The organism is Propionibacterium cyclohexanicum (genome assembly GCF_900111365.1).
Classification (GTDB): domain Bacteria; phylum Actinomycetota; class Actinomycetes; order Propionibacteriales; family Propionibacteriaceae; genus Propionibacterium; species Propionibacterium cyclohexanicum.
On sequence record NZ_FOGZ01000003.1, the window covers coordinates 103,029 to 122,701 of the forward strand.

General features: G+C 68.5%; 17 protein-coding genes. 5 read left to right on the plus strand and 12 right to left on the minus strand.

Annotated elements, in window-relative coordinates:
* The first annotated feature begins 88 nt into the window (after positions 1–88).
* Both BMX93_RS02655 and BMX93_RS02660 read left to right on the plus strand, forming a co-directional pair.
* Positions 89–1,801 carry a phospho-sugar mutase gene (locus tag BMX93_RS02655; RefSeq protein ID WP_091967455.1) on the plus strand — a complete coding sequence of 571 codons (1,713 nt, stop codon included), beginning with the start codon at positions 89–91 and terminating at the stop codon, positions 1,799–1,801.
* A gap of 175 nt (positions 1,802–1,976) precedes the next feature.
* Positions 1,977–3,017: a DUF2207 family protein gene (locus BMX93_RS02660; protein ID WP_177170030.1), complete on the plus strand. Its 1,041-nt coding sequence runs from the start codon at positions 1,977–1,979 to the stop codon at positions 3,015–3,017.
* A gap of 13 nt (positions 3,018–3,030) precedes the next feature.
* Here BMX93_RS02660 and BMX93_RS02665 read toward each other — a convergent pair whose 3' ends face one another.
* From BMX93_RS02665 to metG, 4 genes are all read right to left on the minus strand, one after another.
* Complete coding sequence (locus tag BMX93_RS02665; RefSeq protein ID WP_091967458.1) at positions 3,031–3,942, minus strand: Sir2 family NAD-dependent protein deacetylase; 912 nt, start codon at positions 3,940–3,942, stop codon at positions 3,031–3,033.
* A 154-nt stretch (positions 3,943–4,096) separates the two neighbouring features.
* Positions 4,097–4,774 (minus strand): ABC transporter ATP-binding protein, encoded by a 678-nt coding sequence (locus BMX93_RS02670; RefSeq protein WP_091967460.1) that lies wholly within the window; start codon positions 4,772–4,774, stop codon positions 4,097–4,099.
* Between the two features lies 1 nt (position 4,775).
* On the minus strand, positions 4,776–6,257 hold the full coding sequence (locus tag BMX93_RS02675) for an ABC transporter permease (RefSeq protein WP_091967462.1): 1,482 nt from the start codon (positions 6,255–6,257) through the stop codon (positions 4,776–4,778).
* A gap of 243 nt (positions 6,258–6,500) precedes the next feature.
* A complete protein-coding gene (metG, locus tag BMX93_RS02680) occupies positions 6,501–8,297 on the minus strand; it encodes a methionine--tRNA ligase (RefSeq protein WP_091967464.1) in 1,797 nt (598 codons plus the stop codon).
* Between the two features lie 107 nt (positions 8,298–8,404).
* Between metG and BMX93_RS02685 the strand changes: the two genes are divergently transcribed.
* The gene (locus BMX93_RS02685; RefSeq protein ID WP_091967466.1) at positions 8,405–9,163 is read left to right on the plus strand and encodes an ABC transporter permease; all 759 of its coding nucleotides are present in this window, start codon (positions 8,405–8,407) and stop codon (positions 9,161–9,163) included.
* A gap of 64 nt (positions 9,164–9,227) precedes the next feature.
* Positions 9,228–10,151, plus strand: coding sequence for an enoyl-CoA hydratase/isomerase family protein (locus tag BMX93_RS02690; protein WP_091967469.1), 924 nt, complete (start codon positions 9,228–9,230; stop codon positions 10,149–10,151).
* Between the two features lie 26 nt (positions 10,152–10,177).
* On the opposite strand, the gene BMX93_RS02695 is transcribed toward BMX93_RS02690, so the two are convergent.
* The 6 genes from BMX93_RS02695 to BMX93_RS02720 all read right to left on the minus strand — a co-directional run bounded on the left by BMX93_RS02695 (position 10,178) and on the right by BMX93_RS02720 (position 16,943).
* Positions 10,178–11,146: a ribonuclease HI family protein gene (locus BMX93_RS02695; protein WP_091967471.1), complete on the minus strand. Its 969-nt coding sequence runs from the start codon at positions 11,144–11,146 to the stop codon at positions 10,178–10,180.
* 51 nt (positions 11,147–11,197) lie between these two features.
* Positions 11,198–11,566 carry a cytidine deaminase gene (locus BMX93_RS02700; protein WP_245725691.1) on the minus strand — a complete coding sequence of 123 codons (369 nt, stop codon included), beginning with the start codon at positions 11,564–11,566 and terminating at the stop codon, positions 11,198–11,200.
* Positions 11,567–11,735: 169 nt separating this feature from the next.
* Entirely contained in the window at positions 11,736–12,107 is a 372-nt protein-coding gene (locus BMX93_RS02705) for a winged helix-turn-helix domain-containing protein (protein ID WP_177170031.1), read from the minus strand.
* A gap of 701 nt (positions 12,108–12,808) precedes the next feature.
* Positions 12,809–14,089, minus strand: a complete 1,281-nt coding sequence (locus BMX93_RS02710; RefSeq protein WP_143052793.1) for a phosphotransferase — start codon at positions 14,087–14,089, stop codon at positions 12,809–12,811.
* Positions 14,086–15,537, minus strand: coding sequence for a hemolysin family protein (locus BMX93_RS02715; protein ID WP_091967478.1), 1,452 nt, complete (start codon positions 15,535–15,537; stop codon positions 14,086–14,088). The genes BMX93_RS02710 and BMX93_RS02715 overlap by 4 nt, the downstream gene beginning before the upstream one ends.
* A 188-nt stretch (positions 15,538–15,725) precedes the next feature.
* Entirely contained in the window at positions 15,726–16,943 is a 1,218-nt protein-coding gene (locus tag BMX93_RS02720) for an NADP-dependent isocitrate dehydrogenase (protein WP_091967481.1), read from the minus strand.
* A 243-nt stretch (positions 16,944–17,186) separates the two neighbouring features.
* Here BMX93_RS02720 and BMX93_RS02725 point away from each other — a divergent pair, with 243 nt between their 5' ends.
* Positions 17,187–18,173, plus strand: coding sequence for a malate dehydrogenase (locus tag BMX93_RS02725; RefSeq protein ID WP_091967484.1), 987 nt, complete (start codon positions 17,187–17,189; stop codon positions 18,171–18,173).
* Positions 18,174–18,388: 215 nt separating this feature from the next.
* Here the strand turns inward: BMX93_RS02725 and BMX93_RS02730 are convergent, their stop codons facing one another.
* Positions 18,389–18,799 (minus strand): DUF3017 domain-containing protein, encoded by a 411-nt coding sequence (locus BMX93_RS02730; RefSeq protein WP_177170032.1) that lies wholly within the window; start codon positions 18,797–18,799, stop codon positions 18,389–18,391.
* Entirely contained in the window at positions 18,796–19,656 is an 861-nt protein-coding gene (locus BMX93_RS02735) for a bifunctional methylenetetrahydrofolate dehydrogenase/methenyltetrahydrofolate cyclohydrolase (protein ID WP_091967490.1), read from the minus strand. Before BMX93_RS02735 ends, BMX93_RS02730 begins: the two co-directional genes overlap by 4 nt.
* Positions 19,657–19,673 lie beyond the last annotated feature (17 nt).

Sequence of the window (19,673 nt, forward strand, 5' to 3'; positions counted from 1 at the left end):
ATTCGCCATTGATCCCGAAGACACTACGCTGCTACGCGGACGGGGACGCGCGCGGGCGCCCGCGCGCGCGAATGAATAGAGAACGGACATGCACATCGCCACCGATGACCAGGGGCTGCAGGCATTGCTCTGCGCAGCAGAACACTGGCTGGCCGAGGATCCCGATGACGTGACGAGGCGGCACGTGCGCACGCAGATGCGCGCCGCTCGAGGCGGGCAGCAGGAAGCAGTCGACGAGCTGGCCGACGAGTTCCGCGGGCCGCTGGCTTTCGGGACGGCAGGCCTGCGGGCAGCCCTGGGACCCGGTCCGGCTCGGATGAACCGAGTGGTGGTCTGCCGGGCCGCGGCCGGAATCGCCGAGTGGCTGCATGGGCGCGGCGAGACCGGCCGGCCGGTGATCATCGGCCACGACGCCCGGCACGGTTCGGCCCGCTTCGCGCTGGACTCGGCACAGGTTCTCGCCGCGTCCGGCTTCGAGGTGCACCTCGTCGAGCAGGCGGCACCCACCCCGCTCATAGCCTTCGGTGTGCGCCATCTGGGTGCCTGTGCCGGAATCGTCGTCACCGCCTCGCACAATCCGGCCGGCGACAACGGGTACAAGGTCTACGACGCATCCGGTTCGCAGATCATCCCTCCGAGCGACGAGCAGATCGCGGCATGCATCGCGCACGCCAGCGAGCTGCCACTGGCACGACTGAGGCGCAGCGATTCCTGGACCCCGGCCGGCCCTGCGCTGTTCGACGCCTATCTGCACCGGATCTCCTCTCTGCTGGCCGACAAGGACCCCCGCGAGGTGCGCTGGGTGCACACGGCCATGCACGGCGTGGGTGCCTCAGTCCTGCGGCGCGCGGCGCGGGTGACGGGCCTGCCGGAGCCGGTGGAGGTCCCCGAGCAGGAACAGCCCGATCCGGACTTCCCGACCCTGCCCTTCCCCAACCCGGAGGAGCCCGGCGCGATGGCCCTGGCGATAGCCCTCGCGCAGCGCACCGGTGCCGACGTGGCCATCGCCACCGACCCGGATGCCGACCGGTGTGCCGTCGCGATCCCCGAGCGCCAAGGCTGGCGCCAGCTGACGGGCAACGAGCTGGGCGCTCTGCTGGCCGATGACGCGATGCGCCGCGGGCAACCCGGTGTGCTGGCCCGCTCGGTGGTCTCGGGCAGCCAGATCGATGCCATCGCCGCTGCCCACGACCGTGAGCTGGTGATCACCCCCACCGGCTTCAAGTGGATCGGCCGGGTACCGAGGCTGGCATTCGGCTACGAGGAGGCCATCGGTTACTGCTGCGATCCCGCCCAGGTGGCCGACAAGGATGGCATCAGCGCCTCGGTGATCGTCTTGCGCCTGGCCGCCGAGCTGAAGGCCGAAGGGCAGCAGCTGTGCGATCGGCTCGACGAGATCGATGAGAGATATGGGGTGCACATCACCAGCCAGCTCGCCTGGCGCGTCGCTGACAGGCGGCTCATCGACGACACCATGAACTCGCTGCGGCGCACGCCGTGGAGCGAACTGGCCTCCGGTCCGGTCGGGATGCGTGATCTGCTGGGCGGCGGTGACGGGCTGTCCGGCATCAACGCTCTCGAGTTCACCCGAACCGGGCTGCGGGTCTTCGTGCGGCCCTCAGGGACCGAGGCCAAGCTCAAGTGCTATCTGGAGGTCGAAGTGCCGCCAGCCGTCAGCGAAGTTCTCGAGGAGCGTCGCGCCGAGGGCCGGCGGACGATGACGGCGCTGCGTTCGCAAGTCCAGGCCCTCATCGGCCTGCCACCGGATGGTGCCGGTGCCATGGACACCGCCAATCAGTGACGGTGCCAGGGGCACCGCTGGTCAGTGCCGGTGCCATGGACACCGCCAATCAGTGACGGTGCCACAGGCACCGCTGGTCAGTGCCGGTGCCACAGGCACCGCTGGTCAGTGCCGGTGCCACAGGCACCGCTGGTCAGTGCCGGCGCCAGGGGCACCGGTGATGAATGATGGTGCCATGGGCACCGCCGACCTCATCGCCGCGACGGTCATCACGGCAGCCGCCATCCTCGGCTGCATCGTGACCGTCGCCTGGAAGGGTCGTGACGCGCGTCCGGCACACATCGCCCCTGGGCCAGCGGGCCCGCCACCGCCGGGACACGCCGGTGGCGGCCGCCGGGTGGTGCGCGACACGGCCCCGCCGGGCGTGCGGCCCGGCCAGCTGGGAATGCTGCTCGACGCCCGGGCCGAGACGAATCACCTGGTCGCCACGATCATCGATCTCGCAGTGCGAGGCTGCCTCACCGTGGCTCACGAGGAGGACGGGTCGTGGACGCTGCGGCGCACCGACACCACCCCACCCGATCTCCTGGTCTACGAGCGCACGCTGCTCAAGAAGCTGTTCCCCACCGTCCAGGGCCGCCGGCGGCGCACCACGAGCACACTGCAGATCACCCTCACCAAGGGCGGTTTCACGACCGCCCGCGAAGCGCTCGCTCGCCAGGTGGGCGAGATGGGCTTTTTCCGGATCCCTCCGCAGAGGGCCCGGCGCCAGATGCGCCGGGCCGGTGCGGCGATCAGCATTGGCGGGGTGCTCATCGCGCTGCCGCTCATTGCCCTGACCGGTGAGCTGCTCACCGCCGTCGCCGTGGTGCTGGCAGGCCTGGCCGTCATTGCGAGCGCCCCCCTCATGCCGGCCCGCACACAGCTGGGGAGCACGATTCGCCAACAGGCCGAGGACTTCCGGGCCTTCCTGGCGGCTGCAGATCCAGAGCTCATCGACTGGCGGCGCCATCCGCGCGCCTTCAGCGAGTTCCTGGCGTGGACAGTCGTCTTCGGCTTGAGCCCCACCTGGACGCGGCTCTTCCAGCGACTCACCGACGAGGGCCGGCTGACGCCCAAGACCCCCTGGTATCTGCCTGTCAAGGAGTCCTTCTGGCATCGCGAGGGGCATATCGAGGCGCTCGGCGAGCTGGTGAGCGAGTTGTCCGCCGCTATCGAGATGGCAGACCGCCACGAGGAGGCCACCCCCGATGACGCTGCGGTGCAGCGCTGGTGAGCCGGTAGCGAGGCTAGTGGACCGCCGGATCGACCAGCGCGGGCAGCAGAGCGGCGGTGTCACCATCCAGGCGCACCGTGGCGAGTTCGTCTGCCCTGGTCGCACCGTGATTGATGATGATGATCGGCACGCCCCGGTGGGCCATCCGGCGCACGAACCGCAGGCCTGACATCACGGTGAGGCTCGATCCGGCGACGACGATGACACTGGCGGCCTCGCACCATGCGAAGGCGGCCGCCACCCGCGGCTTGGGGACCGTCTCGCCGAAGAAGACCACATCGGGCTTGAGCAGCCCGCCGCAGTGGAAGCAATCGGGCACTGTGAAGCCCTGCCAGTCCTCCACCTCGGCGTCCGCGTCGGGGCGAAGCTCCGCGGGTCCCAGCCGGTCGTTCACGGCAACTGCGGGATTGAGTTCGGCGAGGCGCTGCTGGAGATGGGCCCGGGCTTCCACGCGTTGACAGCGCAGGCAGACGACGTCGGCGCTGCGCCCGTGCAGGGTGATGAGCTGGCGGGTCCCGGCGGCCTCGTGCAGTCCGTCCACGTTCTGGGTGATGACGCCCAGCAGGACACCGGGTCGAGCCCGCCGCTCCCAGCGGGCCAGGGCCCGGTGTCCTTCATTCGGCTTGGCCTGCGACAGCTTCCACCAGCCCTGGTAGTTGCGCGCCCAGTAGCGCTGACGGGCGAGCGGATCGGAGACGAAGTCCTGGTAGAGCATCGGTGTGGCGCGGATCGATCCGGGGCCGCGGTAGTCGGGCACACCGGAGCCGGTGCTGAGCCCGGCCCCGGTGAGCACGACCGCGTCGCCGACCGATTTGAGCAGTTCGGTGGCCTCCTGCACGGAGCCTCGCAGATTCCTCGAGGGCTGCCAGCCGCTCGTGGCGCGACGGACGTGGCTTCGTATCCCCATGCGGGCCCCAGAACTCATGGCTCAAGGCTAGACACCCCACCGCAGCTCCTCGGGCAAGCTGTGGCCGCCCTCTGCCTGGACCAGCCGTGGCCGGCCACCCCCCTCTGGGCGAGCCTCAGCCGGCCACCCCCTCTGGGCGGGCCTCAGCCGGCCACCCCCCTCTGGGCGGGCCTCAGCCGGCCGCCATTGTCTCGTGCAGCGTGCCATGCTCGATCCGCAGTCGGCGTTGCGCCCCCTCGGCGACCCGCGGATCGTGGGTGACCATGACGACAGTGAGCGAATCGGCCCGCCAGCGCTCGAGGAGCAGCTCGAGGATCTCATCGCGGGTACCGACGTCGAGATTGCCGGTCGGTTCGTCGGCAAGCAGCACCCTCGGCTTCTTGACCAGTGCCCGGGCGATCGCCACGCGTTGCTGCTGGCCCCCCGACAGCTCGCTGGGCAGGTGATCGGCACGATCGGCCATGTTCACGCTCTCCAGGGCCTTCATCGCCCGCTCGCGCCGTTCGGCGGCAGACACGTGCAGAGGCACAAGAGCGGTCTCCACATTCTCCTGGGCCGAGAGGGTCGCGATGAGGTTGAAATTCTGGAAGACGATGCCGATCCGCTCGGCGCGTACCTTGGTGAGCTGGCGCTCCCCAGCCCTCGCGAGCTGGACATCGCCCAGCTCCACATCGCCACTGCTCGGCACGTCGAGTGCCCCGAGCATCTGCAGCAGAGTCGACTTGCCGCCGCCGGTGGGTCCCTCGATGGCGACGAGCTGGCCATCGGGGATCGTCAGGTTCACGTGGTCCAGGGCGGTCACCGGGTGGCGCCCCGAATAGGTCTTCGTCACATTCGTCAGGGTGTACATCTCACTCCACGCTCCTCAGTGCCGCCGCGGGACGCAGCCGGGCCGCACGCCAGCCGCCGATGATGCCGGCGACAAGGCCGCCGATGAGAGCCGCTGCCAGCCCGATAATGATCGTCTCAGCGCTCACTGGATTGTGCAGGACGACATTGACGGCCGTGCTGGCTCGCTCGAGGGCGCCTCCGCCCCCGCCGCTGGGGGCTCCCCCCGGAACAGTTCCGCCGCTCTCGCCACGCGAACGGCCGCGCACCGAGAAGCCGCCTGTCGATCCCGACAGCGTGATCCCCAGCTTGTTGAGCACGAGGATGGCGATCAGTCCCAAGACGACGCCACTGATCGCGCCGACCGCCGCACGCAGTAACGACTCGACGGCCACCTGACCGACCACCCGCGGGTTCGACCAGCCGATGGACTTCAGCGTGCCGAAGTCACGGGTGCGCTGATTGACGCCCGAGACGGTGAACAGGATCGCCAGACCGAAGGCCACCGCCAGCACTCCGTAGGACAACCACCTGCCGAGTGAGCCGACCAGGGTTGCTGCCGAGGACAGCGATCCGGTCACGCTCTCGGCCAGCGTCTTGTCGGTGGACACGGTGGCCGAGGGCAGCGCCTTCCCGATGGCTGTCGCCACCGAATCGACCTGGCCGGAGTTCGCCGCCTGGACGTAGATCTCGTTGATCTGGCCGGTCAGGCCGGCAAGCTTCTGGGCGGTGTCCAGCGGCAGGAAGACATCGGAGACGGTGCTCGACGTGGAATCGACGATGCCGACCACCTTCACGTTCGCACCACCGACCGAGATCGTCTGGTTGAGGGCGATGTTGTTGGTCTTCGCATAGGTGGACGAGACGAGCGCGACATCCTGGCCAGAATCGCCGCTTGCCAGCGTGCGTCCGGAGGTAACCGTCAGAGTGGACAGCGGGCCAAGGGTGGATCCCGGGGTCACGCCGGTGACGGTGGTGCTGTTGAGATTGAACTGGCCCCCGCCGAAGCGGTGCCGCTCCTTGTCACTCGTGCCCGAGCCTGTGGCCGGGCTGCTGGGTGCGGGGCTGGCACCGGAGGTTCCCTCGGCTCCGATCTGGCCGTGGAAGGTGGTCTGTTCCAAGACGAGTGCCGAGACGGCATTCGAGACGCCATTCACATGCTGGGTGGTGCCCAGCGCGCTGTCGGCAAAGGTCTGGTTCTCACGACTGGCGCGAAGAACGGTGCTTGACACCGAGGTGTTTCCCTGGGCGTCGCTGTTGCCGGAGCCCTGTCCGAACCCGAAGCTCTGCTGGGCGGACGCCGAGGTGCTGGGGCGCTGTGTGACGGTGATATCGGTACCGACTCCGTAGACGGCCGCCAGCACCTGCGACTGGGCCTTGCTGACTCCCGACGAGACCGAATTGACGACCATCAGCAGGGCAACGGCGATGGCGAGTCCGACGGCGACCACGATGGTTTGCTTGTGCCGTCGGCTGAGCTCGCGGCGAGCGTAGGTCATGAGCATGACGCACGGCTCCTCTCTCTTGACAACGTCATGCTCTCGGAGCCGGTTGTGGAGGAACTGCCAGGGTGCTGTGGCACTGCTGTGGTGCGTGCGCGCCGTGGCCTTCACAGCTCGGTGACAGGCGGCATGCCTGGACGGCCGGTGCCATGCAGGTCTGCGCACGACGGCGTTGCCCTCGAGAGTGGCCGAGGTCGAGCGAGCCATCTCGGCCGGGCTGCCCCAGCCCGGCCATTCGTGGCCGGGTCAGCCGATTGGGGCCCACTGCGGCCCCGTCTCGCCCAGCTTCTCGTCCAGCTTGCCGAACAGCGGCACCGGCTTGCTCAGCGGCGTCCCGGGCACCACCTGACGCGACCGCCACACCGCCTGCTCGTGGGCATAGTCGCCCATGAGCACCGGGTAGCTCGTCGCCTCCTCACCCTCGCCCTCGCTCACCTGGCGAATCTGTGGCTGGGCAGCCCACACGCCCTGCCCGCCGAGCATCTCGAAGACCTTCTGCGCCGAATGCGGCAGGAAGGGCGTAAGAAGGGTGTTCGTGTCGCAGACCACCTGGAGGGCGGTGTTGAGCACGGTGTCCCGGCGTTGCGGGTCGCCCTTGAGCTTCCAGGGTTCCTGGCCGCTGAGATACTGGTTCGCCAGTGCGGCAACGCGCATCGCCTCGGTGATGGCAGCGCGGAATTTGCACTGCTCCAGCAGCTCGCCGACGGTCTGGAAGGCCCGCCGTGAGGCGGCCAGCAGGTCCTCGTCGGCCTGGGTGAGCTCGTGGGCTGGCGGGATGGCGCCGTTGTTCTTGAAGGCCATGGACACGGACCGGTTGACCAGATTGCCCCACTCATTGGCCAGTTCGTTGTTGTTCCGGCGGACGAACTCGTCCCAGGTGAAGTCGGTGTCGCGGTTCTCCGGTCCGGCAACAGCGATGTAGTAGCGCAGCGCGTCGGGGCCGAACTCGCGCAGGAAGTCACCGACGTAGATGACCACACCGTGGCTCGTGTCGACCTTGGAACCCTTCATGGTGAGGAACTCCGAGCTGACCACCTCGGTGGGCAGGTCGAGAGTGCCCAGCCACTCGCTCGGACGCCCGCCGCGGCTTCCCTTCCCATTGATGCCGAGCAGCATGGACGGCCAGATCACCGAGTGGAAGACGATGTTGTCCTTGCCCATGAAGTAGTAGCTGCGGGCATCGGGATCCTGCCACCAGGCCTTCCAGGCATCCGGATCGCCGGTACGCGCCGCCCACTCGATGCTTGCCGACAGATAGCCGATCACCGCATCGAACCAGACGTAGATCCGCTTCATGTCCTCGTGCTCCCAGCCCTCGACCGGGATCGGGATGCCCCAGTCGAGGTCGCGGGTGATGGCGCGGGGCTTGAGTTCCTTGGCGAAGTTGTAGCTGAAGTTCAAGACATTGGGGCGCCAGTCGTGGCGCGAGTCGAGCCAGGCCATGAGCTGCTCGGCCAGTGCGGGCAGATCGAGGAAGAAGTGGGTTGTTTCGACGAACTGCGGCACCTCGCCGTCGATGCGGCTGTGCGGGTTGATGAGGTCGGTCGGGTCGAGCTGGTTGCCGCAGTTGTCGCATTGGTCGCCGCGCGCGGCGGTGAACCCGCAGATCGGGCAGGTGCCCTCGACATAGCGGTCGGCCAGGGTGCGCCCGGTGCTCGGCGAGAGCGCCCCCAGCTGAGTCTGCTTGATGACATATCCGTTCTCGTAGAGGGTACGGAAGACCTCCTGGGTGACGGCCTCGTGGTTGCGGGTCGTCGTGCGGGTGTACAGATCGTAGGACAGCCCCAGACCTTGCAGGTCGTGGACGATGACCTCGTGGTACTTGTCTGCGGTCTGCTGGGGGGTGAGCCCCTCGGCTTCGGCCTTCACCTGGATCGCGGTGCCATGCTCGTCGGACCCCGAGACGAGCAGGACCTCGTTGCCCGCCATTCGCATGTATCTCGCGAAGACGTCGGAGGGAACCCCGAATCCGGAGACATGACCGATGTGACGAGGGCCGTTGGCATAGGGCCAGGCGGCCGTCGCGAGAATGTGGGCGCACATGAGCCACAGGATAGCGGTGGGCGGGAACCGGCCGTGATCGTGCTGGGGAGCGAGCGCCAGGTACGGGAGCGGCCGGGCACGGGAGCCCTCCGCGAGATGATGGCCCCGTGACGATCTCGCCGAGTTGGCAGCTGGCCGTAGCCCTCGCGGCCCTGGTGGCGCTGGGGATGGTGGCCTCGGGGCTGGGCCGAATGGGGCTGGCGCGCGCAGTGGGCTGGGCCAGTGCCCGGGCGACGGTGCAGCTGTTCGGCATCTCGTTCATCGTCGTGCTGTGCATCGGCAGGTGGTGGAGCAGCGCCCTGTTTCTGCTGGCGATGTTCGCGGTCGCCGTGCGCACCACCACCGCACGGGTGGGCGTGCGGAGGGCCTGGCCCTGGTCGGCATCGAGCATCGCCGCAGGTGTGCTGCCGGTGCTCGCCGCCGTCTTCTGCAGCGGCGCCGCGCCCGTCAACGGCTATGCCCTGCTGCCGATCGGCAGCATCATGATCGGCAATATGATGAGCGTCCACACGCTCAACGGACGCCGGGCCTTTCCCGCGCTGCGCGATGGCCTGCCGAGCTACGAGGCGGCGTTGTCCGTGGGGCTCCAGCGCGGCGAAGCGATCGGGTTGGTGCTCGCGCCGGTCCGCAAGGAGGCAGTGCTCCCCGAGGTCGACTCGGTGCGCACCTCGGGTCTGGTCACCCTGCCCGGGGCCTTCATCGGCGTCCTGCTGGGCGGCGGCACTGCAGTGCAGGCCGGTGCCTCCCAGCTGCTCGTGCTCTTCGGGATCTTGTCGGGCCAGATCGTCACCGTGGTGACGATGAACGCGCTCATCAGGGCTGCACTGCTGCTGCCCGATGAGCTGCATGAGCGGCTCATCGGCTGAGCCACTGAGGGCCGGGCACCCGCACTCCGGGATAGGGTCGAACCGACGTCGAAAGGCAGAGACGATGACCGACACCGTGGAATTCCATGTCCAAGACGGCGTGGGACACATCATTCTTCGCCGGCCCGAGGCCCTCAATGCACTGACTCCGGACATGATCTGGCAGATCAGCGCCCGGCTCACGGCGTGGCGCACCGATGACGAGGTGGCTTCGCTGGACATCAGCGGCGAGGGCAGGGCCTATTGCGCCGGCGCCGATGTGCGCTGGATGCGCACCGTGATCCTCGAGGAGGGGCTCAATGCTGCCCTCCACTTCCTCGACGACGAGTATGCGATGGACCGGCTCGTCGCCGAGTTCGGCAAGCCGGTGACGACCCACCTGCACGGGGTGAGCATGGGAGGCGGCCTTGGTCTGGGCATGCACGGATCTCGGCGGATCGCCGCCGCGGATCTGGCGCTGGCCATGCCGGAAACCCAGATCGGGCTGTGGCCGGACGTGGGTATGCTCTACGAGTTCTCCCGGCTGCCCGGCGAGACCGGAACCTGGCTGGCGATGACCGGGACGACCATCGACGCGCCCACTGCGCTCGCGCTCGGGCTGGTCGATGAGGTCCAGGGCGTCGATGCGCCCCCCGAGTTCGACCGGACCTGGATCGACGAGTGCTTCTGTGGGGACGATCCCGCCGCCATCATCGCCCGGCTGGAGGCCAGCCAGGACAACCGGGCGCGCGGCGCCGCTGCCCTCATTCGTTCGCGCTCCCCCCTGTCGGTGGTGATCACCCTCGCCGCCATCCGGCGGGCGGCGCGGCTGGTGAGCGTGGGCGCGGTGCTGCGCCAGGATTCGGCGATCGCGCACGCGATCCTTGCGGACTGCGATGTCGTCGAGGGGGTGCGCGCGCAGCTGGTGGACAAGGATCGGGACCCGCACTGGTCGCTCGGCCGGCTCGAGGACGTGGATCCGAGCTGGGCGCGCGAGGTCGTCGCCTGAGCCGCGCCCGGCCCGCTGGCCGGCGCTCAGGCCGGCTGCGGGGTTCCCTGGCAGAACAGCAGCCGCCAACGGGGCCGGCCCAGCGAATCGTCGCGCACCCACACCGAGCTGCGCAGGCTTGTGCCCGATGGCGAGGTGGCCCGCCAGCGCAACAGCAGGGCGTCGGGTCCGAGCCGGGCACTTCCGAGCACCTCGAGGCGGGTGGAGCCGCCCAGCGGCTCGATCTGTGCCATCAGCCTGTTGCGCGTCCAGATGCGTCCGCTGGACCCGTATTCGACGAACTCGGGGTGGAGCAGGACGCGCAGTCTGGCGGCATTGCTCCGCACGGCGTCGGTGAGCAGCTCGCGTTCGGCGGCCACCACTGCGGCCAGATCTGCGTCCTCGGGTCTCGGCTCGCCACTGCCAGGAGCGCCAGCGCGGTCCGCATCGTCGAACAGCCCGGGCTGTGCATCCGAGGCGATCTGCGGGACGGCGCCGGCCACCGGCCCGATGCCCCGCTCATCCCCGGCGGTGCCGGCGCGAGCTGCACTCCGGGGACGATAGCCGGGACCCGGGTCGGGCTCGTCCCCGCGCTGGAAGGCCAGAGCCGCGCCGTGGGCCCTGCTGTCGGCCGCCTCATTGAGCCGGTGTCCGGCATGGCCCTTGACCCACTCGAAGGTGACTGAGCGGCCCTGCATCGCGTCGTCGATGGCCTTCATGAGCTCGACATTGCCGACGGGCTTTCCGTCGCGCTTGACCCAGCCCTTGCGTTTCCAGGCCGCCATCCACGTGGTCACCGCATTGATCACATACTGCGAGTCGCACAGGATGTGCAGGGGCTCGCCGGGGTCGACGGCGGTGGAGCGCAGCAGGTCGAGCACGGCCATCAACTCGCCCATGTTGTTCGTGCCGTGCGGCCATCCTCCGCTCGCCCAATGGTCGTCGTCGATGTACCAGGCCCAGCCTGCCGGACCCGGGTTGGACAGGGAGGAACCATCGGCTGCTGCTGTGATCACCGGCTCATTGTGCCCGACCGCGCCGACAGCTGCTGCGCGCGGCGCGAGCGCTCACACTCGGCGCCGGCCCAGCTCGAAGGCACCCGGCAGGAGACTGCTCATCGCGAGCGGACCTTTGGGAGAATCGACCAGGCACTGCGGTCCGCCCATCTCGAACAGGATCTGGCGGCAGCGTCCACAGGGGGTGACGAGGCCCTCGGGCCCCAGGCACGACACCGCCACGAGCCGCCCGCCACCACCGGCAACCAGAGAACTGACCATTCCGCACTCGGCGCACAGCGTGAGCCCGTAGCTGGCGTTCTCGACGTTGACGCCCACCACGATCCGTCCGTCGTCCACGAGGCCGGCCGCGCCCACCGGGAACTGCGAGTATGGCGCATGGGCCCGGGAACGCACCTCCAGCGCCGCGCCGCGCAGCATCTGCCAGTCGATCCCGCCGGCCTTCCCGTCGTGGGCATCGGCCGGACATCCCCGGTGATCCGAACCATCTGCCGCCATGTGCTGCCCTCCCCGAGCTCGTGAGCATCGGCGCACCGGGAGGTGCGTCCCGCTCCCGGGCTCAAGTGTGGCGCACTGTGGTGGCTGAGGCTCAGGCGGCCCTCACCTGGACATCGGCATGCCGGTCGAAGCGATAGCCGATGCCTCGTACTGTGTGCACGATGTCCTCGAACTCGCCGAGTTTCACGCGCAGCCGACGGATGTGCACATCGATCGTGCGGGGATTGGGTCGGGGCTCGGGCTCACCGGCCCACAGCGTGTCCAGCAGCTCGGCGCGGGGAACGGTCTCTCCCTCGTTCTCGATGAGGTGAGTGAGCAGCCGGAACTCCTTGTTGGTGAGATTGATCGGGCGTGCGCCAATCGACACCTGGTGGCGGCCCAGATCGACGACCACCTTCGCCAGTTCCTTGCTGGGGGCTCGTGCCTCCAGCAGATCGGGATCGTGAAGGACCAGACGGACCACATCGATGTCACGCCCGCCCGTCCCGCACGGAACGACGGCTGCCGTCGCGTGGGTCTGGATCTGCGGGACCAGTTCCGCAGCGGTCTGGCGTCAGCCTCAGGGCGCTGGCGCAGATCCTGCGTCAGCGCCCTGAGGCTGACGCCAGACCTGGCCGCCTCGGCTTCGTCGATACCGATGTAGAGGGCGAATCCGCGCGCCTCCACGCGATCGGGAACTGCATGGATGGCTCGGGGAACAGCAGAGCGGGAACGGACTCGGTGAGGACGGATCGGAGCATTGCTGACAGTCATGGGATGCGCTTTCGTGTGGGCCCGGGGCCCGATGCCGAACGTGAGGGACAAGAAGGACAATCGACCCCGGCTCGATGCATCACACATCGCCGGGCGATTGCGGCCGACCGATTGACGCGCAGTGGGCACAAAGGCCCTGGCGTCGGATGTCACAGGCGACAGAAAGTGCAAGCGCAACAGCTCATGATCATGGACCAGCCGCCGATCGCCCCGTGATGCGTGGCTGTGGCGGACAGTGGCTGGATCATGGGTCGATTCTTTCCACTGCCCCACCCGATGTCAACGCCGGCTGCCTGTCTGTGACGCACTGTTACGAGAGACAGCCCCCGTGGCACGCCTGCGGCGCGGGGACCTGGCATCTCAGGGTGCCCAAGGGCCCTGTCGCCGAAACAACCTGCCTGGACATCACAGCTAGCATGTGTCCGCAGCGCGCAACCAGCCTTGCGCGATCCGAAGGATCTCGCCGGTCTGGCGCTGCCAGTCCGGCTCCTGGGTGCGGTAGGGGCCAGTGGCAAGTGAGATAGCCACCGCGGCGGTCCGCAGTCTCAGCTCCACCGGATCGACGCGCCGGTCGAAGACGTCGATCAGCCGGGTGCGCAGCACTCCCAGCCGACCCGCCTGCACCGCGTCCATGCCCTGCACCGTCGACAGATGCGCCATGAGGCAGGCCAGGTCGTCGACGCGCCGCCCTGGCCCGCAGGCATCGACGTCGAGCAGGCCCACGACGCGCCCCCCGGCAAGATGGACCTGGCCCTCGTGGAAGTCGCCGTGGGTCGGCTCGGTGCCGGGCGGTAGTCCTCGCAGGCCGCTCTCGATGGCCTCGACGAGTGAATCCAGGCGGCGCGACTCGCTGGGCAGCTGGCTGGCGACAGTGGTGGCGTAGCGGCGCGTCGCATCGCTCCATGCGAGATGCCGCGGCATGTCGAGCAGCCCGGCGGGCAGGGCGTCGAGCAGGCCGACGAGCTTCTCGCCGGCGATGGCAGGCTTCTGTTCGAACAGCAGATGGCTCATTGCCCGCCCGGGCAGGGCCGAGAGCACGATGAGGTTCTCGTCGGTCACGGCGAGCAGTGCGGGCACCGGGATCCGGGCCCGTGACAGCATGTCGAGCCGAGCGACGGCCTGGTTGAGCTGGCGGGTGGCCAGGGCTTTGACATAGAAGACGGTGGCTCCGCCATCGATCTCGATGCGCACGACGGCATTGCGGCGGGGCCGGTAGCCGACCACGTGCAGGGCGAGGCGTTCGGGACGCAGCGGTGGACCGAGCAGCCCGTTCTCTGCGAGCACGCGACACGCCTGTTCGGCCACCGTGATACGGACCAGCCCGGGCAATTCGGGGTCCTCGGGGTAGAACCAGGCGGCGACCTCGCGCTCGCCATCGCTGAACACCTCGCCGCACCGGTCCTCGGCGCTGAGCCCGCCTGCCCGGGCGCTCAACCCGACGATCTCGCGGACCTCGGCATCGGGCCAGCGCACCTGGCAGGAGTATGTGACGGTCGTGCTGACGCCGGGCTGGGCGTCCACCTGATCGAGCGTGATCGCACCGAGCCGCCCACCATGGGCACTGACGAGGGCAGCGATGATCTCCCGGGCCTGGATGCCGGTGAGCAGCAAAGCGCCGTCCGCGTCACCACCCTGGGCGCCGCGCTCAAGGCGTCCGGCGCTGCGCGGCATCCCGAAGCGGCCACGCCTCACGACGCGGACCCACCCGGCTCCCGCTGCGCCCCGGAGGCCTCGGCACGCTCCGCGTCCTGCTCGCCGGCTCCGCCCGGCGCCGAGGCGAGACGGCGACCGGCGGCAGTGACGCGATCCGCGCCTCCGGCCGGGCGCAGGCTGAGCCAGGCGACCCGTCGTCCGTCCATCTGAGCGACACGCATCTCGAACTCGTCGCCACCGGCAGCTTGGCCAGTGGCGCCGGCATCGAGCGGAGCCGGCTGCAGACGTACTGTGATGACATCGCCGACCGCAGGCACCTCGCCGCGCTGGGCCATGAAGTATCCCGCGACGGTGTCATAGGGGCCTTCGGGAAGCACATATCCCACCGCATCCTCGAAGGCCTCCAAAGTCATGAGGCCGTCGATGTCGCGTCGCAGGCGGTGCCTGCGCGTGTTGTCGTCCACGACGTCGTATTCGTCGGTGATGTCGCCGACCAGTTCCTCGACGAGGTCTTCCAGGGTGACGATGCCGGCCGTGCCGCCGTATTCGTCGAGCACCACCGCCAGATGGGAGTGCGCCCGGCGCATGTCCGCGAGCGCGCGCGGCACCCGGACGGTCTCCGGCAACCTCAGCACCGGCCTGGCGAGGTGACTCACGGGTGTGTCCTTGGCGCCCGGTTCGGTGTCCATGAGGTCGCGCACGTGCAGGAAACCGAGAACCCGGTCGGGTGAGCCGTCGATGACCGGGTAGCGGGAGTGCGGCGCCCCCTGGACATGCGAGGTGGCGGCCGAAACAGGCATCGCGCCGGACAGGAAATCCACTTCGGTGCGTGGCACCATCACCTCGCGCAGGCTGCGGTCCCCGGCGCTGAAGACCTCGTCGACGATGTGCTTGGCCTCGGCGTCCAGGGAGCGGGCGTTGACCACCATGGAACGCAACTCCTCGTCGCTCACTGCCTCTTTCCCGGCGTTGGGATCGAAACCGGCCAGGCGCACGAGCAGGTTCGTGCACACTCCCAGGGCCCAGATGAGGGGGCGGAAGATCGTGGCAATGCCGTTGACGAAGGGCGCCAGGCTCAGCGCCACCGTCTCGGGCTGCTGGAGGGCCAGCCGCTTGCTGAACAGCTCGCTGATGACGATCGAGAAGAACGAGATGAGACCGGTGATGACGATCACCGCGAGCACCTTCGCGAGGCCCTCGGGAATGCCCCATGAGGTGAATGCCGGCGCCACCCAGGCCCCGGCCAGCGAATCGGAGCCGAAGGCTGACGACAGGAAGCCGGCCAGGGTGACGCCGATCTGCACGGCAGAAAGGAAGCGGTTGGGGTTCGCGGTGAGTTCCTTGATCGCGCGGCCGCGCGCACCGCGCCGGGCAAGCGACTGCACCTGGCCCTCGCGCAGCGAGACGAGCGCCATCTCGGCGGCGGAGAAGACGCCGCCGATGGCGAAGAGCAGGAAGATGATGAGGATCGAGACCCATACGGGCATGTCAGCACCGGCCCCTCAGGTTCGCGGCGTTACTGTCGCCCTCCGTGTCGGTGTCCGAGGATTGCCGGGGCTGCTGCTTCACGCTGCCAAGGATAGCGGCGCAGCCGGGTCCGACGGCCGGCTGCGCCACTGGCCTGGATCCGTCCGCCGCGCGGCGGACGTTCACCGGGGGAATCGAGCAGGGGTATTCAGCGTCTGGCGGCCGCCAGGCCCTCGTCAAGTGCGGCGAGGAAGTCCTCGGTGTCGAGCCACGGCTGATCGGGCCCCACGAGAGTGGCCAGGTCCTTGGTCATCTGGCCCTTCTCCACGGTGTGCACGCACACCTGTTCGAGGGTCTTGGCGAATTCGACCACCTCGGGGGTGGCGTCCAAGGCGCCCCGGTGCTTGAGCCCGCCGGTCCAGGCGAAGATCGACGCGATGGGATTCGTGCTGGTCGGCTTGCCCTGCTGGTGCGCCCGGAAGTGCCGGGTGACGGTGCCGTGCGCGGCCTCCGCCTCGATGATCCTTCCGTCAGGGCTCATGAGAACGGAGGTCATGAGGCCCAGCGAGCCGAAGCCCTGCGCCACGATGTCGGACTGCACGTCCCCGTCGTAGTTCTTGCAGGCCCACACATAGCCGCCCTCCCATTTCAGGGCCGAGGCGACCATGTCATCGATGAGCCGGTGCTCGTAGTGCAGTCCGGCTGCCTCGAAGCGTTCGCGGTACTCCGACTCGTAGATCGTGGCGAAGATGTCCTTGAACTGGCCGTCATAGGCCTTGAGAATCGTGTTCTTGGTGGACAGGTACACCGGATAGCCGCGCTGCAGGCCGTAGTTGAAGCTGGCGCGCGCGAAGTCCTCAATGGACTTGGTGAAGTTGTACATGCCCATCACGACGCCGCCCTCGGCGGGCATCGTGACGACCTCGAGCTCCATCGGGGCCGAGCCGTCCTGCGGGGTGTAGGTGAGCGTCACCGTGCCGGCGCCGGGAATCTTCGCATCGGTGGCCCGGTACTGGTCGCCGAAGGCGTGACGGCCGATGACGATCGGCTTGGTCCAGCCCGGTACCAGCCGAGGCACGTTCGAGATGACGATGGGCTCGCGGAAGATGACGCCGCCGAGGATATTGCGGATCGTGCCGTTGGGCGAGCGCCACATCTTCTTCAGCCCGAATTCCGCCACCCGTGCCTCGTCGGGAGTGATCGTTGCGCACTTCACCCCCACGCCGGTGCGCTGAATGGCGTGCGCCGCGTCGACGGTCACCTGGTCATCGGTCGCGTCGCGGTTCTCAATGCCCAGGTCGTAGTAGTCGAGGTCGATATCGAGATAGGGCAGGATGAGCCGCTCCTTGATGAAGCCCCAAATCACCCGTGTCATCTCGTCGCCGTCGAGCTCGACGACCTGGCCAGCGACCTTGATCTTGCCCATGCACCCATGCCCTTCTCATCGACGACTGCTGTGCCCAACCTAATGGATGTGCAGTCACCAGGATCGCAAGGCCGGGCCGCTGGGACACATCGATCGTGCCAATGCCCAGCCGGAAGGGCGCAACTGTCCCCGGACGGGGCAGGTTTCCCCGGGCAGGGCAGGCGCAAGGCGGGTACCCGGCGTCCGGAGGACAGCCGAGCATCGTAATGTGAGAGACACATTCGCGGTAAAGAGGAGAACCTCGTGAGCACTACACCTGTCAAGGTCGCCGTTACTGGCGCCGCCGGTCAAATCTGTTACAGCCTGCTGTTCCGCATCGCCTCGGGAGCGCTCCTGGGCGACACGCCCGTCGAGTTGCGCCTGCTGGAGATCACCCCGGCGCTGCCCCGCCTCGAGGGGGTCGTCATGGAGCTCGAGGACTGCGCGTTTGCGAACCTTGCCGGTGTCCAGATCGGCGATGACCCGGAGAAGGTCTTCGACGGCGCCAATCTCGTCATGCTCGTGGGCGCCATGCCGCGCAAGGAAGGCATGGACCGCAGCGATCTGCTCAGCGCCAACGGAAAGATCTTCACCGGCCAGGGCAAGGCCCTCAACAAGGTCGCCGCCAGCGACGTGAAGGTGCTGGTCACCGGCAATCCGGCCAACACCAATGCCCTCATCGCGATGGACAACGCGAAGGACATCCCTCGCGAACGCTTCAGCGCATTGACCAGGCTCGACCACAATCGCGCGAAGTCGCAGCTGGCGAGCAAGCTCGGTGTCGGTGTCGGCTCGGTGACGAATATGACGATCTGGGGCAATCACTCCAACACCCAGTACCCCGACCTGTACAACGCCAAGGTCGATGGCAAGAATGCCTTCGCGCAGATCAACGACCAGGACTGGTACGAGAACGAGTACATCCCCACGGTCGCCAAGCGCGGCGGCGCGGTCATCGCTGCCCGCGGTGCATCGTCGGCCGCCTCGGCTGCCAACGCGACCGTCGAGGCCATGCACGACTGGGCGCTGGGCACCCCCGCCGGCGACTGGGTGTCCATGTCGGTCGTCTCCGATGGCTCCTACGGCGTCCCGGAGGGCCTCATCAGCTCCTTCCCGGTCACCTGCGCGAACGGCTCCTACTCGATCGTCCAGGGCCTGGAGATCAACGACTTCGGCAAGCAGAAGATCGCCGCCTCGGTTGCCGAATTGCAGACCGAGCAGAACGCGGTCCGCGAGCTCGGCCTCATCTGAGCACAGTGCCCCCAGGGGGCGCGACGCGGGGGGCGGGTCACCATTGGGTGACCCGCCCCCCGCGTCTTGGCCTGGGTGCCGCGTCTTGGCCTGGGTGCCGCGTCTTGGCCTGGGTGCCGCGTCTTGGCCTGGGTGCCGCGTCTTGGTCCAAGTGCCGCTGCCTGTGCCGGGGCGCCGGGCGCAGCCACACCCCGCGCCCCCTGCGTGGATGTGCCCTACTGCTTGGGCGGCACGAGGATCGAGAGCACGCACATCCCGACGCCGGCGATGAGCAGGACGCTCACGTCGAACCATCTGCGGCGCACCACGAGCAGGCCAGCGAGGGACTCGGGCAGTACCCAGCGCAGCAGACCGGCGAATGCCGCGCCGGCACCCATGAGCAGCGAGCCCCGGCGCCAGTGCCCGGTGCCGGCGACGACGCCCCCTACGGTGAAGATGAGCAGAGCAATGAGAATGGGCCACTGCCGCCACAGCGGACCCTCATCGTCCGGAGCCGGCGCGGCATGGCGGGGCGGCGCGGCAGGCTCGTCGGGTTCCTCCTGGTCATCCTGCGCGGCCGCATAGCGCGGCCGCGGCGTGGGAGCAGTGCGCCCCTCGCGCCCCGAGGCCGAGTCGGGCCCGTTCACTGCACCTGTTCGACGTTCTGCTCGGCGCGGTCCACCACATTGGCGAGCAGCATGGCGCGCGTCATCGGGCCGACTCCACCGGGATTCGGCGTGACATAGCCCGCCACCTCCCACACATCGGCGGCGAAGTCACCGACCGGCTTGTCGTCGACTCTCGTGACGCCCACGTCGACGACCACCGCACCGGGCTTGAGCATGTCTGCGGTGACCAGGCCCGGGCACCCGGCGGCACCGATGACGATGTCGGCGCGGCGCGTCTCGGCAGCCAGGTCGCGGGTGCCGGTGTGGCACTGAGTGACCGTCGCATTGACATTGCGGGCCGAGAGCAGCAGCGCAAGCGGACGCCCCACCGTGATTCCGCGTCCGATGACGCACACCCGAGCACCGTCGAGTGAGATCCCATTGCGGGTGAGCAGCTCGACGATGCCTCGGGGCGTGCAGGGCTTCGGCCCGGGCTGGCCGAGCACGAGCTTGCCGAGGCTGTCAGGGGTGATGCCGTCGGCGTCCTTGTCGGGATCGACGAGTTCCAGCACCCAGTTCTGGTCGATCTGCGGGGGCAGCGGAAGCTGCACGATGTAGCCGGTGCACATCGCCGAATCGTTGAACACCCGGATCGCCCGCTCCACCTGCTCGCGGTTGGCGTCGGCGGGCAGATCGGCACGGAACGATTCGATGCCCACCTGCGCACAGTCGCGGTGCTTGCCGTCGACATAGATGTGGCTCGCCGGGTCGTCACCGATGAGGATGGTGCCCAGTCCCGGCGCCACGCCATGTTCCTTGAGCGCGTCGACGCGGGCCTTGAGTTCGGACTTGATCTGCGCGGCAGCGGCTTTGCCGTCCAGTTTCACTGCGGTCATGGAGGCTCCTCGAACGC

What these genes read in the sequence shown, in the direction of transcription:
- BMX93_RS02720 (WP_091967481.1), bottom strand. Translation starts at nt 16,943, where the DNA reads ATGGGCAAGATCAAGGTCGCTGGCCAGGTCGTCGAGCTCGACGGCGAC.
- BMX93_RS02675 (WP_091967462.1), bottom strand. Translation starts at nt 6,257, where the DNA reads ATGCTCATGACCTACGCTCGCCGCGAGCTCAGCCGACGGCACAAGCAA.
- BMX93_RS02715 (WP_091967478.1), bottom strand. Translation starts at nt 15,537, where the DNA reads ATGCCCGTATGGGTCTCGATCCTCATCATCTTCCTGCTCTTCGCCATC.
- BMX93_RS02670 (WP_091967460.1), bottom strand. Translation starts at nt 4,774, where the DNA reads ATGTACACCCTGACGAATGTGACGAAGACCTATTCGGGGCGCCACCCG.
- BMX93_RS02655 (WP_091967455.1), top strand. Translation starts at nt 89, where the DNA reads ATGCACATCGCCACCGATGACCAGGGGCTGCAGGCATTGCTCTGCGCA.
- BMX93_RS02700 (WP_245725691.1), bottom strand. Translation starts at nt 11,566, where the DNA reads ATGCTGCGCGGCGCGGCGCTGGAGGTGCGTTCCCGGGCCCATGCGCCA.
- BMX93_RS02660 (WP_177170030.1), top strand. Translation starts at nt 1,977, where the DNA reads ATGGGCACCGCCGACCTCATCGCCGCGACGGTCATCACGGCAGCCGCC.
- metG (WP_091967464.1), bottom strand. Translation starts at nt 8,297, where the DNA reads ATGTGCGCCCACATTCTCGCGACGGCCGCCTGGCCCTATGCCAACGGC.
- BMX93_RS02735 (WP_091967490.1), bottom strand. Translation starts at nt 19,656, where the DNA reads ATGACCGCAGTGAAACTGGACGGCAAAGCCGCTGCCGCGCAGATCAAG.
- BMX93_RS02665 (WP_091967458.1), bottom strand. Translation starts at nt 3,942, where the DNA reads ATGAGTTCTGGGGCCCGCATGGGGATACGAAGCCACGTCCGTCGCGCC.
- BMX93_RS02690 (WP_091967469.1), top strand. Translation starts at nt 9,228, where the DNA reads ATGACCGACACCGTGGAATTCCATGTCCAAGACGGCGTGGGACACATC.